Source organism: Nocardia sp. MH4 (assembly GCF_019266065.1).
Classification (GTDB): domain Bacteria; phylum Actinomycetota; class Actinomycetes; order Mycobacteriales; family Mycobacteriaceae; genus Nocardia; species Nocardia canadensis.
In genome coordinates this window covers 78,666-94,457 of record NZ_LPNR01000110.1, presented here as the reverse complement: position 1 = coordinate 94,457, position 15,792 = coordinate 78,666, and the positions used below count along the sequence as shown (strand labels likewise).

The window sequence follows — 15,792 nt, the reverse complement described above, 5'->3', positions numbered from 1 at the left end:
ATGTCGGCGCCGGCCGCCTTCGACGCGGCCGGACCACTACCGGCGGGCACCACGGTGCTCGAGGCGAGCGCGGGGACCGGCAAGACCCACGCCATCGTCGGTCTGGCGGTGCGCTACGTCGCCGAGGCGGGCATCGCCATCACCGAGCTGCTGCTGGTGACCTTCAGCCGCGCCGCCACCCAGGAACTGCGCGAGCGCACCAGGGACCGCTTCGTGACGGTCGCCGCCGCGCTCGCCGATCCGGGCGCCGCGCGGGTCCATCCGGACGAGCTGGTGCGCGCGCTGGCCGACACCGATCCGGCGACCGTGCGCCTGCGCAGGCACCGATTGCTCACCGCCCTGGCCGATTTCGACGCGGGTACCATCGCCACGACGCACTCGTTCTGTCAGCGGATGCTCGACGAACTGGGCCTGGCCGGTGAACACGATCCGGGCGCGCGACTGGTGGAATCGGTCGACGAGCTGGTCGCCACCGTCGCCGACGACCTCTACCTCGCCCGCTACGCCCGCGACCGCGCGCCGTTCACGGTGCGCGAGGCGCACACCCTCGCGCTGGCCGCCGTGCACGACCGCCATGCCGACCTGGCGCCGCGCACCGACGGTGCGGCGGGGGAGCGGGTGGCCTTCGCGACGGCGGTGCGCGCGGAGACCGAACGCCGCAAGCGTCGGGCGGGACTGCGCGATTTCGACGATCTGCTGGTGCTGCTGCACGAGGTGCTGGCCGACCCGGACCACGGCCCACGCGCGTGCGCACGGATCCGGCAGCGGTACCGGGTCGCGCTGGTCGACGAGTTCCAGGACACCGACCCGCTGCAATGGGACATCCTGCGCCTGGCCTTCCACGAACACGCCACGCTGGTGCTGGTCGGCGACCCGAAGCAGGCCATCTACGCCTTCCGTGGCGCGGAGGTGCTCAGCTACCTGGACGCGGTCGCGCTGGCCGAGCGGCGCAGCGAACTCACCCGCAACTGGCGCAGCGACGCCGGACTGCTGCGGGCGCTCGACCACCTGTGTGGCGGTGCGGAACTGGGTCATCCGGAGATCAGCGTCTATCCGGTGACGCCGACCCGGCCTGCGACCCGGCTGCACGGCGATCCGGACGTGATCACCCCGCTGCGGCTGCGGGTGCTGCCGCGGACCGGCGCGGGCCCGCGCAACCGGTCGGGGTTCCCCTCGGTCGGCAGGCAGCGCGCCGAGGTGGCCGACGACCTGGCCGCCGACATCGTCACCCTGCTCGAGTCCGGCGCCACCATCGAGGCCAAACCCGAACGCGGCGCCGATCATTCGCTCACCGAGGTCGGCGACGGCCGGGTGCGCAGGCCGATCGGGCCCGGCGACATCGCGGTACTGGTGCGGACCCGCACCCAGATCGATGTGGTGCGGGCGGCGCTGGACCGGGTCGGGGTCGCCTCCGTGCTGGCCGGCGGCACCAGTGTGTTCGCCACCGTGGCCGCCACCGACTGGCTGTGGGTGCTGCGTGCGCTCGAGCAGCCGCATCGGGGTGACCGGGTCCGGCTGGCCGCGTGCACGCCGATCCTGGGCGTCACGGTGGCCGAGATCGATGCCGGGGGAGCCGATCTCGTCGGGCGGGTCTCGACGCAGCTGCGGGAGGCGGCGCGCCTGTTCGCCCGTGCCGGGTTCGCCGCGGTCTTCGACAAGCTCGCCACCGAGACCGATCTCGCGCCGCGCCTGCTGGCGGTGGAGAACGGCGAGCGCGAACTCACCGACCTGCGCCACCTCGCCCAGCTGCTCGACGAGGTGGCCCTGGCCGACGGGCTCGGCCTGACCGCGCTGACCCGCTGGCTGGCCGATCGGGTCCGCGATCCGGAGGCGGGCAGCGTCAGCGGCCGCAGCAGGCGCCTGGACCGCGACGCCGCCGCCGTGCAGATCGCCACCGTGCACGCCAGCAAGGGACTCGAATTCCCGCTCGTGTACCTGCCTTTCGCATGGGACAGCGCCAAGAACCCGTATCCGGCCACGCTGCTGTTCCACGACGACAACGGCACCAGGGTGCTCGATATCGGCGGCAAGGAAGCACCCGGTTACGGTGAGCGCCAATTGCGCAGCGAGGCCGAGGAATCGGGCGAGGAGCTGCGGCTGCTCTACGTCGCGCTGACCCGTGCCATGTGCCAGGTCGTCGCCTGGTGGGCACCCGCCGTCACCACCGCGGCGGCACCGCTGCACCGGATGATCCTGGGCCGCAGGCCCGGCTCGGCGCAGGTTCCGCGCCGCGCCGACATCCCCGCGGACGCCGCTGCCGTGCAACGACTCGTGGAGTGGGCGGCGCCCGCGTCCGAGGTGATCTCGGTGACCGCGGTGGACCGGCCCGACGATGTCGAGCCGCGCCGGGTCAGGACCGAACTGCCGACCGGTGAGCTGGCTGTCGCGGCGTTCTCGCGGGTACTCGATCAGCAGTGGCGGCGGACGTCGTATTCCGCGCTCACCGCGGGCGCGCACGATCTGGCCGGGGTCAGCGAGGAAGAACCCGAGGACGGGCCCGGACCCGACGACGAGCCGGCCGACGCCCCGCTCGACGCTCCCGCCGTCGACACCGGTGCGCCGTCGCTGATGAACGCGCTGCCCTACGGCGCCGAGTTCGGCACCCTCGTGCACGGCATCCTGGAAACCGTCGACACCTCGGCCCCGGATCTGGCCGTCGAGGTCGCCGCCCGCTGTGCGGAGGCCGTCGAGCACACCATGGCCGAACTCGATGTCGACCTGCTGGCCACCGCCCTGCTCGAGGTCCTGCGCACCCCCGCCGATTTCGGCTCGCTCGCGGCGGTCGCCACCCGGGACCGGCTGTGCGAGCTGGAATTCGAACTGCCCCTCGGTGGCGGCGACACCCCGGGCGCGCGGTCGGCCGGGATGCACGCCGTCGCCGAGTTGTTGCGGACGCATCTGCCCGCCGACGACGTGCTCGCCGGTTACGCCGACCACCTGGCCGCGTTGCCCGACACCGTCCTGCGCGGCTACCTCACTGGCAGTATCGACGCCGTGCTGCGGGTGCCCGGCGACGCCGGGACGCACCGCTACCTGATCGTCGACTACAAGACGAACCGGCTCGGCACGGGTGATCTCACCGTCGAGCACTACCGTCGCGAGCACATGGTGACCGAGATGATCCGCTCGCACTATCCGCTGCAGGCCTTGCTGTACGCGGTGGCGCTGCACCGCTATCTGCGCTGGCGGCTGCCAGGCTACGATCCCGCCCGGCACCTCGGTGGCGCGCGGTACCTGTTCGTGCGCGGCATGATCGGTGCGCTGACCCCGCCCGGCCACGGCGTGTTCGACTGGCATCCGCCCGCCGAACTCGTTGTCGCGCTGTCGGATCTGCTCGCGGGAGGACCACGATGACCGCGCGTGGACACGACCCGCGTAGGTCGGTCGTGGCCGACCGCCGTCGCTCCGGGGAGGTCGGTCGGTGACGTCGATTCAGGTGGCGCAGCGCGGAACCGGGCTGTTGCGGGTGTTCAACGAGGCCGGGGTGCTCTCCGCCGCGGATGTGCATGTCGCGGTGCGGCTGGGCCGGATGGGACGCGAGGAGTCCGAGGACGTGCTGTTCGCGGCCGCTCTCGCCGTGCGTGCGGTGCGGTCGGGCTCGGTGTGCCTGGAACTGGCCAGGATGCGGGAGATCGGCATCGATGCCGACGAAAGCCGCGACACCGCGGCGGGAATCGATCCGGCCACCCTGCCGTGGCCCGACACCGACCAGGTGCTGGCCGCGCTGCGCCGCAGTCCGCTCATCCGCGGCGGGCAGGCCGGTCCGCTGCGGCCGCTGCGGTTGGTCGAAGCCGACGCCGAGGGTGGCGCGCTGCTCTACCTCGACCGGTACTACCAGCAGGAGCAGACCCTGCGACGGGTCCTCACCGTGCGCAGTGCCGACCACCCGGAGATCGACACCGCGCTCGTGCGCGCCGAACTGGATCGGCTGTTCGCCGACCCCCTCGGCGCGGGGCCGGACCGGCAGCGATTGGCCGCCGCGCTCGCCGCCACCCACTGGACCACGGTGGTCGCGGGTGGTCCCGGTACCGGCAAGACCCACACCATCGCCCGCATCCTCGCGCTGCTCACCGCCCACCGCCGCGCCACCCCCAAACTTCCCGCCCTGCGGATCGCCCTGGCCGCGCCGACCGGCAAGGCCGCCGCGCGCCTGCAGGAAGCGGTGCGCGAACAGGCCGCCGAACTCGGGCTCCCCGAACTGACCGCCGCCACCCTGCACCGCCTCCTCGGCTGGCAGCGGGGGCGCACCACACGATTCCGCCACCACGCGCACAACCGGCTGCCCTACGACGTGGTCGTCGTCGACGAGACCTCCATGGTGTCACTGACGATGATGAGCCACCTGTTCTCGGCACTGCGACCGGACACCCGGCTGGTCCTGGTGGGCGACCCGGATCAGCTGGCCTCCGTCGATGCCGGTGCGGTGCTGGCCGACCTGGTCGCGGGCCCGATCAGCGGCGCGCCGAATCCGGCACTGCGGGAGCTGCTGCGCTCCGATCCGAGTCCTGGGGCCGCGGATGATGCGGCGGACGGTCGGGTGGAGTTCCCGACCGGCGTGGCGCATCAGGAAGGGGCGCCACGGGATCCGGAGTCGCTGAGCGCACTGGAACAGCGCCGCCTGCGCGGTGGCATCGTCCGGTTGACCCGAGGGCGGCGCTTCGGCGGCCGGATCGCCGACCTGGCGGTCGCGGTGCGGGCAGGCGATGCCGATGCCGCGCTGGCGATCCTGCGGGCCGGTGGTGACGACGTGTCGCTGTGCGCGCCCGACGAGACCGCGGCGGTCCGGGCGGACGTGACCGGGGCGGCCCTCGCGGTCACCGCCGCCGCGAACGCGGGCGACGCGGTCGGCGCGCTGACCGCGCTGGAATCGCATCGGTTGCTCTGCGCGCATCGGCAGGGTCCGTTCGGGGTGGAGCGGTGGGATCGGATGGCCGCGGAGTGGGCCGCGGCCGGTGGCGCGGGACCCGAAGGGCCGCAAGCGGTCTGGTATCCCGGCCAGCCGCTGCTGGTCACCGCCAACGATCACGAGGCGCGGATCTACAACGGTGACACCGGCGTCATCGTCCGCAGGCCCGACGGGTCGCTGCGCGCGGCCCTGCAGCGCGGCAGCGAGCCCTACCTCGTGCATCCGACCCAGTTCCCGGCCGTCGTCACGGTGTTCGCGATGACGATCCACCGCAGCCAGGGCAGCCAGTACGACACCGTCTCGGTCGTCCTGCCCGAACCCGAATCCACGCTGCTCACCAGAGAACTGCTCTACACCGCGATCACCCGCGCCCGCACCCATGTGCGCATCATCGGCACCGAGGAAGCCATTCGCGCCGCGATCGGACGACGGGTGCTCCGGGCCAGCGGACTGTCCCGGAGCACCCAGTCCTGACCCGGCCTCAGCGCGCCGATCCGCGCGACAGGTTCCACGACCACCAGTGGTCGTCGTCGAGGTCGGCGCGGATCGGGTCTTCGATGTCGGCGCGCAGCCCGGCGGGCAACCCGTCGAGCGCGGGCAGGATATCCGGGGACAGGGTGCTCAGATACTCGGTGTCGAGCCGCTTGCCGTGTTCCCAGCGGGCGATATTGCGTTCGGCGACAAAGCGTTCCGGGTCGAGCACGGCGAGCGCGAGGAGGGTGGCGAGCGCGGTGCCGACCGCGGCGCGCGGCACCCAGCTCCAGCGCAGCCGGGCGATCGCGACCAGCACGAGCACATAGACCAGACCGACCCACAGCTCACACACCTCCACCAGCAGGCGCAGCACCGTGAAGCCGTAGGCCTGTTGATAGGTCCACATCCGCGCCAGCGCCGAGCCCACGATCACCAGCGCCAGCACGCTCACCGCGCCGAGCAGGACCCGGAGCCAGCGCCGGTCGGCGGCCGTCTCCTGCGACGCCCAGTGCAGCACCGCCAGGATCACCGCCAGGGTCAGGATGCTCACCACCGACAGCTGCCAGAAGCCGCTGCGCGCGTACTCGGCGTAGGTGAGACCGGCGGTGCGCTGGACATAGTCGTCACCGCCGAACAGGGCGACGAACTGGGCACCGAGGAACACGCCGAACAGCACGGTCAGCGCGCCGACCGGCAGCACCCATTCACTGCGCGTCCACAACCGGGCGGGCCGCGGCTGGGCGTCGGCGGCGGCGAGCGGCCCGGCGAGCAGGTACAGCCCGCCGAGCGCGCCCATCCCGATCACCGCGAACAGCAGAATCCACTGCCAGGCCGTCGCCGCATCGATCGACGGCACCAACCCACTGAGCAACTCGGCGAAGGTGGCGTCCGCACCGCCCAGCAGCGGCACGAACACCACGAGCAACGCGGCCGTCACCGCGACCGACGCACCATAGCGCCGCACGCTCGACAGCTCCGTGGGCCGCGCCCCGCGCACCCCCGAGAAGGCCCACGGCACCGCCCCGAACGAGGCCAACGGCACCGCGACCATGTCGTGCACGATCCCGCGATTCGATCGCCGCCCCAACACCCCCAGCGAGCCCGCGACACACGCCGCCAGCACACACAGCACGAACAACCACCCCGCGGCCCGGAACGTACCGACCCCGAGCAGCGCGAGCGCGGCGGCGGTCCACCACAGCCGATGCCGCGCGGCCACGGCCTCGGCAGTCGGCGAGGTGCTCGCGTCCGGCGGTGTCGGCACACGCGATGCCGACTCGCCGGTCGCCGGTCCGACCGTCGCCGCGGGCACCGGGTCGACACCGGCGGTCTCGGTAGCGCCGGTCGGCGGCGGGGGAGTCACCGCGGTCGGGGGTGCGGTGCGAGTCGAAGTGGACGGAACTTCTGTGGCGGGCGGGGTGTTCTCGACGCTCGACGGAGCGGATGTGGTTGGGGCGGCGGCCACCGCAGGTGCGGATTCGCGGTGCGCATCGGCACTCGAATCCGATTCTGTTGCTTCCGCAGCGGACCGGCTCGTCGGTGCCGAGCGGCTCGGCTCCCTGGTGACAACGGTCGGGCTGTCCGGCGTTGGAGCGGACTGGGGGGCACCAGCGCTGTCGGTCGGCTCGGATTCGAGGATCTCCGTAGCGGACGCGGAACCGGCCGGTGCAGCCTGTGGTGTCGTCTTGTCCTGCGCCGTAACGGGATCGGAAGGCGCTGGAGCCGCGATCGAGGTGTCCTCGTCCGCCGGTACCGGAGCGCCCGACGAAACCGGTGCGTGTGCCGGGGTGGCGTCGGAATAGGTGGTCGAAGCCTTGTGCGCCGCAGCCACTTCGGTCTCGGCGGACCCGACCGTGGGCGTAGGCACGACAGTCGACGGGCTGCCTTCGGCCGGGTCGCCGATCGACGGCGTCGTCCCGGCGGAGGTGAGCGTGTCGGGTTGCGCGGGACCCGGCGCCGATGTGCCGGAATCGGCCGATCTGCGGGCGCGGTGGTCGACGACGCCGAGCGCACCCGCGACGACACCGCCGGCCAGGAGCCAGCCGATGCCGGGGCGATCGAGGGGAATCACTGTCGCGCCGACGATGCCGGCCACGGCCGCGGCGGGCAGGACACCGGCCGGGCGGGCGACGTGGTACCGGCGCCGGTAGACCGGTGGCGGCGGCGGTAACGAGGGCATGGCAGGCATCGGGGGCGCGGACGCGGGCCTCGGTGGGGGAGCGGGGTCGGTGGTGGTCGCCGTGGCGGTGGCCGCGGGTTGGCCGGGTGTTCGCGGGGTGGTGGATTCTGCGGTCATGTCCCCTCCGATGGGTGTGCGGGATCGTCCCGGGACGTGGGTCCGGGATGGTGAGTCGGGATGTGGTCGGGTCAGTCCGCGGGCAGGACCACGCGGATGCGGGAGCCGGGGTCGGCGACGGCGATGGTGCCGCCGTGCAGGTCGATCACCCAGCGCGCGATGGCCAGGCCGAGGCCGGTGCCGCCGCCGTCGGTGCGCCCGCCCCGGGTGAATCGGTCGAAGACGGTGGCGCGGTCCGCCTCCGGGATACCGGGACCCTCGTCCTGGATCTCGAGGACCGTCGCGCCGGGGACGACCCGCGCCGACACGCGGACCTCACCGCCGGCCGGTCCATGCCTGGCCGCGTTGTCGAGCAGGTTGAACAGCACCTGGTGCAGGCGGGCCCGGTCGGCGAGCACGGTCGCCCCGGCCGGCTCGATCGAGGTGGTGAACCGGACGCCGCGGCCGAGCGCGGCCGTCATCACCTCGGCCTCGGCGATCACCTCCGCCAACAGCGGTGCCAGCGGCAGCCGCTCGCGATCGAGGGTGAACGCGCCGGCCTCGATGCTGGACAGATCGAGCAGTTCGGAGACGAGCAGGCCGAGCCGTTCGGTCTGGGCCAGCGCGGTGCGCAGTGTCGCCGGATCGGGTTCGCTCACCCCGTCGACGATGTTCTCCAGCACCGCGTGCAGCGCGGTCACCGGCGTGCGCAGCTCGTGCGAGACATTGGCGATGAGGTCGCGGCGCTGGCGGTCGGCCGCGGCCAGGTCGGCCGCCATCTGATTGAACGCGGTCGCCAGCTGCCCCACTTCGTCACGGGAACTGGCCCGGACCCGGAAGCTGTAGTCGCCGTGGGCCATCCGCCGCGCGGCCGCGGTCATCTCGCGCAGCGGGCGGGTGATGCCGTGCGCGAGGAACTGCGAGGTGACCAGCGCGATGATCATCGCGGTGAGCGTGGTGAACGTCGGCAGCCAGCCGATCCGCAGCCAGAAGTAGGCGAACGCGACCGCGCCCGAACACACCATGAGCACGGCCAGCTTCAGCTTGATGGAGCGCAGCGGATCGAGCGGCCGGGGCATCCGGTCGGCCACCCGGTCGAGGAATGTGCGCGCGGCGTCGGCGGACAGCTCGCTCATCGCGCGTCCAGGGCGTAGCCGACACCGTGCACGGTGCGGATCAGATCGGCGCCGAGCTTGCGGCGCAACGCCTTGATGTGGCTGTCGACCGCGCGGGTGCCCGAGGCGTCGGACCAATCCCAGATGTCCTCGAGCAGCCGCTCCCTGGCCAGGACGGCGCGGGGACGCTGCGCGAGACGAGCCAGCAGGTCGAACTCCAACGGCGTCAGCTTGGCCTCGGTGGCGCCGCGCCAGACCCGCCGCTCGTCGAGGTCGATCCGCAGATCGCCGACGACGATCGCGCTCTCGCCGCGCTCGGCGGCCCGGTCGACCCGCCGCAGCAGCGCGTGCACACGCGCGGCCAGCACCCGCATCGAGAACGGTTTGGTCAGGTAGTCGTCGGCGCCGACGCCGAGCCCGACGAGCTGGTCGGTTTCGTCGGTGCGGGCGGTCAGCATGAGCACCGGGACGTGCCGGTCGGCCTGGATGCGCCGACACACCTCGAGCCCGTCGAAACCGGGCAGCATCACATCGAGCACCACCAGGTCCGGTTCCCCGGCGGCGGCCGCGGCCACCGCACCCGGACCGTCGTGGGCCACCGTCACGGTGAATCCCTCCGCGCGCAGCCGCGCGGCGACCGACTCCGCGATCGTCACCTCGTCGTCCACGACGAGGATGCGCCGCGCGGGCGCTGCCGTCGCGCCCCCACTGATGTCCATGGTCAGACCCTAGCGAGCCGGTGTGGAGGGTTCCGTCGTCAAATGTGGAGATTCTGTGTGCGGCGCGCTGGGTACCATGACCACGTGCATCAGTGCTCGCGCTCCACGCCGCCGCCCGCCTCCTGAGCGAGGTGCCCCGAGAACGCGTGCCACCCACCGGGTAGGCGCGACGTCGTGCACCGCTCGGGCGTCGATGGTGTGTGCCTCCACAGCCGCTGTCCGCACCTCGTTTCCGCGACCCCCCACCCGCTGTCGCAGGAGCGAATTCCCTGATGTCTGTTTCTCTGTCCGTGTCCGCGCCCGCCCGCCGTGGACTGTTCCCGCTCGTCGCCGCCGGTGTCCTGTGGGGCACCGGCGGTCTGCTCGGCACCCTCGTCCAGCACCGCACCGGCCTCGCCCCGATCGCGGTCGCCGCCTATCGGCTCGGTGTCGGTGGCGCGATCCTGGTCGCGATCTCGCTGCTCGCGCGGCGCGGTGTACCGCGCGGGCGGGCGGCCTGGCGGCGGGTCGGCGCGGTCGGCGCGGCGGCCGCGGTGTTCCAGGCCTGCTACTTCGCCGCCATCGCGGCGTCCTCGGTCGTCCTGGCCACGCTCGTCACCATCGGCGCGGCACCCGTCGTCGTCGCGCTGGTCGACCACCGCACCGGTCGTCGGCGACTCGACCGGCGCCGCGGCGCGACCCTCGCGCTGGCGATCGCCGGCCTGGCGATCCTGGTCGGCGTGCCGGCACCGGAGGCGGCCGGGCTGTACGCGGGGGCCGCGCTGGCCCTGGTCGCGGCCACCGCCTTCGCCGCGGTCACCCTCGTCACCGCCCGCCCCGTTCCCGGCCTCGACGCGGTGACCGCGACGGGCTACGGATTCCTCGGCGGCGCAGCCCTTCTCGCCTGCCCCGCCGCGACGACCGGCCTCGCGATCAGCCCGGCACCCGCGAACCTGCTGGCCGTCACCGTCCTCGGCCTGGTCCCCACCGCCGTCGCCTACGGGCTCTTCTTCCACGGACTGCCCGCCGCGGGCGCGTCGACGGCCGCGATCCTCACGCTGCTCGAACCCCTCACCGCGACTCTGCTCGCGGTGGTTCTCCTCGGCGAGCGATCGACCCCCGTCGCCTGGACCGGCGCGGCCCTGCTCGCCGTCGCTCTGGTTGTCACCGCCACCGCCCAGGAGGCGCCGACGTCGGCGGAACTCAGGGTTCGGGGAACAGGCCGGGGAGTTCCATGGCGTAGGAGAGGTCGTCGCGGGTGCCGAGGGTGACCAGCAGGACGCGGATCATCGTGACGCGCGCTTCGGAGTCCAGCACGGGATCGGGGTCGGAGCCGGGTTCGGTGCCCATGGTCAGGCGGTAGACGACGTATTCGCACACATGCAGGGCCGTGTCCATGTCCAAGGGCGTGGGCACGGGACGGCCCAGCTCGACGAAGGTCTTGCGGACCAGGGCGCGGATGTCGTCGAGGGCGCGTTCACGGTAGGCCGACACCAGCGAGCCGGGATCGTGCAGTTCGGCGAACAGCGGGCGCAGCATCGGTCCGTGCCCGCGCGCCCAGTCGATGAAGGCGTCGATCAGCCGGATACCCAGCTGGACCGGCTCGTCGGTGCCCGACAGCGCGTCGCGGATCGCCCCGACCAGGCCGTCGTTGGACGCGGTGAGGACCACGTGCAGCGGCTCGGACACATTGCCGAAGTAGCGGTAGAAGGTGGGCCTGGCCAGGCCGGCCTGTTCGATGATCTGGGCGACGCTGAGCCCGCGCGACCCGTTGCGGGCGAACACGGCGGCCGTCGCCTCGACGATCCGGGCACGGACCTCTTCGGCCTGCTCCTGGGTCTGCGGTGGACGCCCACGGCGCACCGTGGCGGAATCACCGGACATCGCACCTCCTCACAACCGCGAGACGTCCACGGAAAGCTTGACACGGCACCGGCCCGAACCATTAATCTAACACTAGTGTTCAGCAAATAGCCGAACCTGCGCGATCGCTCCGCGCGACCCATCTGTTGAGGAGAAGGGCCGACAATGACGACAGCCCCCGAGCTGACCGCCGAACCCACCGCGCTGCCGACCGCGCTGGTCAAGCCCCTGTTCGACCGAGGAGTCGCGGGTGGCGCGCCGTCGGTGCCGATCTTCGCCCCCGCGACCGGACACAAGATCGGCGACCTGCCGCAGTCTTCGATCGCCGATATCGACCGCGCGTTCGCCGTGGCCCGCCACGCCCAGCGCGACTGGGCCAAGGTGCCGGTCAAGCAGCGCGTGGAGATCCTGCGCCGCTTCCACGACATCGTGCTGGCCGAGCAGGACACCATTCTCGACATCGTGCAGACCGAGACCGGCAAGTCCCGCCCGCACGCCTTCGACGAGGTCGGCGACGTCGCGCTGAACTCGCGCTACTACGCCGCCGTCGCGCCCAAACTGCTCGCCGACCGCAAGCCGCGCGGCGTGCTGCCGGTGCTCACCTCCGTCGAGGTGCGCAACCGGCCCAAGGGTGTCGTCGCGGTGATCTCGCCGTGGAACTACCCGCTCGCGCTCTCGGCCTCCGACGCCCTGCCCGCCCTGGTCGCGGGCAACGCCGTGATCGCCCGGCCGGACAACCAGACCGCGCTCTCGGCGCTGTGGGCCATCGACGCCGCCGAACGCGCCGGGCTGCCGCGCGGGCTGTGGCAGGCCGTGCTCGGCCGTGGCCGCGAGATCGGCGGCGACGTGATCGCCCGCGCCGACTACGTCGACTACACCGGCTCCAGCGCCACCGGCCGCACCATCGCCCAGCAGGCCGGTGAGCGCCTGATCGGCTACTCGCTCGAGCTGGGCGGCAAGAACCCGCTGCTCGTGCTGGCCGACGCGGACGTCTCGAAGGCGGCGAAGCTGGCCGTGCGCGCGTGCTTCTCCTCGGCGGGCCAGCTGTGCGAGTCGATGGAGCGCATCTACGTCGACGCCACGGTCTACGACCAGTTCGTCGCCGAGTTCGTCGGCAACGTCAAGAACATGACGCTCGGCGGCGACCTCGACTACAGCAAGGACATGGGCTCGCTGACCTTCCAGCGTCAGCTCGACACCGTCACCGCGCACGTCGACGACGCCGTCGCCAAGGGCGCCAAGGTGCTCGCCGGTGGCCGCGCCCGTCCCGATTTGGGCCCGTACTTCTACGAGCCCACCGTGCTCGCCGACGTGGCGCCCGGCATGACGGTCTACCGCGAGGAGACCTTCGGTCCGGTCGTGTCGGTGTACAAGGTCGACTCCGACGAGGCCGCCATCGAGGCCGCCAACGACACCGCCTACGGCCTCAACGCCAGCGTGTGGAGCAAGGACGCCGAGCGCGGCAAGGCCGTCGCCGCCCGGATCAACGCCGGCTCGGTCAACGTCAACGAGGGCTTCATCGCGGCCTGGGGCAGCGTCGACGCGCCGTCGGGTGGTCTCGGCATCTCGGGTCAGGGCCGTCGCCACGGTCCCGAGGGGCTGTTGAAGTACGTCGACACCCAGACCATCGCGGTCCAGCGGGTGCTGCCGATCGCGCCGCTGCCGGGCATGTCCGAGCAGATGTGGGCCAAGACCATGACGCTGGTCTTCGGTGTCATGAAGACACTGCGCCAGAAATAGCGCGTACGGAAAACGAAGCAGGGGTAGGCATTTCATGAAACTCGATTCGGTCGCGGGCAAGCGGGTGCTGGTCACCGGCGCCGCCATGGGCCTGGGCAGGCTGTTCGCCGAGACGGCGGTCCGCGAGGGCGCCGACGCGGTGGTGCTGTGGGACATCAACGAGCTCGCGCTGCGCGAGACCGCGGCGCAGCTGACCGCCCTGGGCGGCAAGGTGCACCATCACGTCGTCGACGTGTCCTCGCAGGATTCGATCCGCGAGGCCGCCGAGGCGGTGCGCAAGGAGATCGGCGGGATCGACATCCTGGTCAACAACGCCGGGATCGTGCGGGGCAACACCTACTTCTGGGAAACCGAGAACCGCGCCGACATCGACAAGACCATGGCGATCAACTCGCTGGCCCCGATGTACGTCACGTTGGAGTTCCTGCCGGGCATGGTCGCCGGTGCCGGTCAGGCGCGCATCCTCAACATCGCGTCCTCGGCCGGTCTGGTGGCCAACCCGCGCATGGCCGTCTACGCCGCGTCGAAGTGGGCGGCGCTGGGCTGGTCGGATTCGGTGCGCCTGGAACTCGAGCAGGCGGGCCACGACCACGTGAAGGTCACCACGGTCTGTCCGACCTACATCAACACCGGCATGTTCGACGGCGCCAAGGGCATCCTGTTCACGCCGATGCTCGAGCAGAACGACGTCGTCGAGACCTCGTGGCGGGAGATGAAGAACGGTGGCGCCCTGGTGGTGCTGCCGTGGACCTCGCGGATGAACCGCGCGCTCACCGGTCTGCTGCCGATCAAGGTGCGCGACTTCTACCTCAACGCCGTCGGCGTGTACCACTCGATGGATCAGTTCACCGGCCGCAAGTAGCCGCTCGGACCACCACGATGCCCCCGCCGACCCCGTGTCGGGCGGGGGCATCGCCGGTTCGGCGCGCGGTGCGCGTCACGGTATCGACTGCCCTGCGCCGTCGTCGTCAGGCCGCGCGGGTACCGACAACGACGGTCGCGTAGTACTCCTCGGAGTGTTCGACGCGCGGCGTGAGACCGTGCCCGGACAGCACCGCGCAGGCGGTGTCGACTTGTCCGGTCGAGGTTTCCACCAGCACCGTGCCGCCGGGCGCGAGCCAGTTCGCCGCGCCCTCGGCGACCCGCCGGAACACGTCGAGCCCGTCCGCGCCGCCGTCCAGGGCGACCAGCGGTTCGTGCTCGCGGGCCTCCGGCGGCATGTCGGCCACCCGCTCGGTCGGCACATACGGCGTGTTCGCCAGCAGGACGTCGACGCGGCCCCGCAGATCACCCGGTAACGCGTCGAACAGATCCCCGCCGAACACCGGCGCGCTCAGCGGCGCGAGATTCTCCCTGGCGCAGGCCACCGCCACCGGATCGATATCGGCGGCGACGAGCTCGACATCGCAGCCGCGCGCGGTGAGTTCGGTGGCCGCGCTCAGCCCGAGTGCCCCGCAGCCGCAGCACAGATCGACCACGCAGGCCCGCGCCGTTCCCGGCGCGATCCCGGCCACCGCCCGCTCGACCAGGAACGCGGTGCGCTGACGGGGCACGAAGACCCCCGGCCGCACGCCGACCCGCAGGCCACGGAAGGCGACCCAGCCGAGCAGATATTCGAGCGGAGTCCCCGCCACCCGCCGGGCCACGAGGTCGTCGAGGCGGCCGGGGTCGCCAGCGGCGGCCTCGACCAGCAGCGCGGCTTCGTCCTCGGCGAAGACGCAGCCCGCGGCGCGCAGTACGACGACGACGTCGTCGAGGGGGGAAACAGTCATGCAGCGATTGTCCCGTGCCGGACAACCGATTTTTCCCGCGCCGGATCAGCGCGCGCTGTCGAGCTCGAACGTGCGGGTCGCGTCCAGGTAGATCCCGCGCTGCGCGGCCCGCGCCGGCGGCGGCAGCTGCGAGACCAGCTGTTCGAGCGAGGTCATCGCGCCGACGACGTTCGTCCCGGCCACCAGGAAATCGGCGACCGCGCGGCGGATGTGGTTGGGCGAGGTCACCACCACGGCGCTGGTGGCGCCGAGATCGCGCAGCAGGCGGGTGCTGAACAGTGCGTTCTGCACCGTCGATCCGGCCCGGTCCTCGACGTGGATCCGCTCGTCGGGCAGGCCGCGGCCCACCAGCCAGCGACGCATCGCCTCGGCCTCGGAGATCCCGTTCTGCGGGTTGCCCCCGGTGACGACCACCGGCGAGAACGGCGCGGCGACCGCCTGCAGCCAGGCGGCGGTGAGCCGGTTCTCCAGTTCGGGCCGCAGCGCGCCGTCGGGCAGCAGGCCGTAGCCGAGGACGACGATGCCGGTCTGCGGACCGACCAGCGCGGGCAGCGGATTGGGCAGCGTCGCCGCCGCGGCGGTCACCGCGCGCAGCACGTTGGAGGTGCCCGCCGCCATGCCCGCGTCGACCGCGCCGAGCCGGGCCATCGCCTCGCCGACCGCGGCCGGGTCACCGGCGTAATGCGACCAGATGGCCTGCAGCGCGAGCGCGTCGACATCGTTGGGATCGGCGGCGATGAGGGCGCGCAGGTCGGCGCGACCGGCGTTGTCGTCACCGTCGGTGAAATGCCGCTGCGCGGAGTTGTAGAGCGCGGTCACGTCGGCTTCGGCGGCGGCCGGGGTGACGGTGGCGCTCGTGACCGCGGCGGCCGCGATGACGGCGGCGGCCAGCTGTTTCCAATGCCTCGAGATCTTCACGACAGTCGACACCCTTCCGCGAACGGTTCGG

Annotated in this window: 11 protein-coding genes; 5 read left to right on the top strand and 6 right to left on the bottom strand. The window is 72.3% G+C overall.

Features of this window, described 5'->3' with window-relative positions:
- Complete coding sequence (locus tag ATM97_RS21120) at positions 1-3,354, top strand: UvrD-helicase domain-containing protein (protein ID WP_218719819.1); 3,354 nt, start codon at positions 1-3, stop codon at positions 3,352-3,354.
- 67 nt (positions 3,355-3,421) lie between these two features.
- The gene (gene recD, locus ATM97_RS21115; RefSeq protein ID WP_218719764.1) at positions 3,422-5,380 is read left to right on the top strand and encodes an exodeoxyribonuclease V subunit alpha; all 1,959 of its coding nucleotides are present in this window, start codon (positions 3,422-3,424) and stop codon (positions 5,378-5,380) included.
- Between the two features lie 7 nt (positions 5,381-5,387).
- Here recD and ATM97_RS34540 read toward each other — a convergent pair whose 3' ends face one another.
- The 3 genes from ATM97_RS34540 to ATM97_RS21100 all read right to left on the bottom strand — a co-directional run bounded on the left by ATM97_RS34540 (position 5,388) and on the right by ATM97_RS21100 (position 9,489).
- A complete protein-coding gene (locus tag ATM97_RS34540; protein ID WP_255588144.1) occupies positions 5,388-7,676 on the bottom strand; it encodes a DUF4153 domain-containing protein in 2,289 nt (762 codons plus the stop codon).
- A 71-nt stretch (positions 7,677-7,747) separates the two neighbouring features.
- Positions 7,748-8,791, bottom strand: coding sequence for an ATP-binding protein (locus ATM97_RS21105; protein WP_218719763.1), 1,044 nt, complete (start codon positions 8,789-8,791; stop codon positions 7,748-7,750).
- On the bottom strand, positions 8,788-9,489 hold the full coding sequence (locus ATM97_RS21100; protein ID WP_218719762.1) for a response regulator transcription factor: 702 nt from the start codon (positions 9,487-9,489) through the stop codon (positions 8,788-8,790). Before ATM97_RS21100 ends, ATM97_RS21105 begins: the two co-directional genes overlap by 4 nt.
- 272 nt (positions 9,490-9,761) lie before the next feature.
- On the opposite strand from ATM97_RS21100, the gene ATM97_RS21095 reads away from it, so the two are divergent.
- Positions 9,762-10,739, top strand: a complete 978-nt coding sequence (locus tag ATM97_RS21095; RefSeq protein WP_218719761.1) for a DMT family transporter — start codon at positions 9,762-9,764, stop codon at positions 10,737-10,739.
- Here ATM97_RS21095 and ATM97_RS21090 read toward each other — a convergent pair.
- Positions 10,672-11,352, bottom strand: a complete 681-nt coding sequence (locus tag ATM97_RS21090; protein WP_218719760.1) for a TetR/AcrR family transcriptional regulator — start codon at positions 11,350-11,352, stop codon at positions 10,672-10,674. The genes ATM97_RS21095 and ATM97_RS21090 overlap by 68 nt on opposite strands.
- 144 nt (positions 11,353-11,496) lie before the next feature.
- On the opposite strand from ATM97_RS21090, the gene ATM97_RS21085 reads away from it, so the two are divergent.
- The gene (locus ATM97_RS21085; protein ID WP_218719759.1) at positions 11,497-13,071 is read left to right on the top strand and encodes a succinic semialdehyde dehydrogenase; all 1,575 of its coding nucleotides are present in this window, start codon (positions 11,497-11,499) and stop codon (positions 13,069-13,071) included.
- A gap of 34 nt (positions 13,072-13,105) precedes the next feature.
- The gene (locus ATM97_RS21080; RefSeq protein ID WP_218719758.1) at positions 13,106-13,933 is read left to right on the top strand and encodes an SDR family oxidoreductase; all 828 of its coding nucleotides are present in this window, start codon (positions 13,106-13,108) and stop codon (positions 13,931-13,933) included.
- A 106-nt stretch (positions 13,934-14,039) separates the two neighbouring features.
- Here ATM97_RS21080 and ATM97_RS21075 read toward each other — a convergent pair whose 3' ends face one another.
- Entirely contained in the window at positions 14,040-14,843 is an 804-nt protein-coding gene (locus ATM97_RS21075) for a putative protein N(5)-glutamine methyltransferase (RefSeq protein WP_218719757.1), read from the bottom strand.
- A 45-nt stretch (positions 14,844-14,888) separates the two neighbouring features.
- Entirely contained in the window at positions 14,889-15,761 is an 873-nt protein-coding gene (locus ATM97_RS21070; protein ID WP_218719756.1) for a YdcF family protein, read from the bottom strand.
- Positions 15,762-15,792 lie beyond the last annotated feature (31 nt).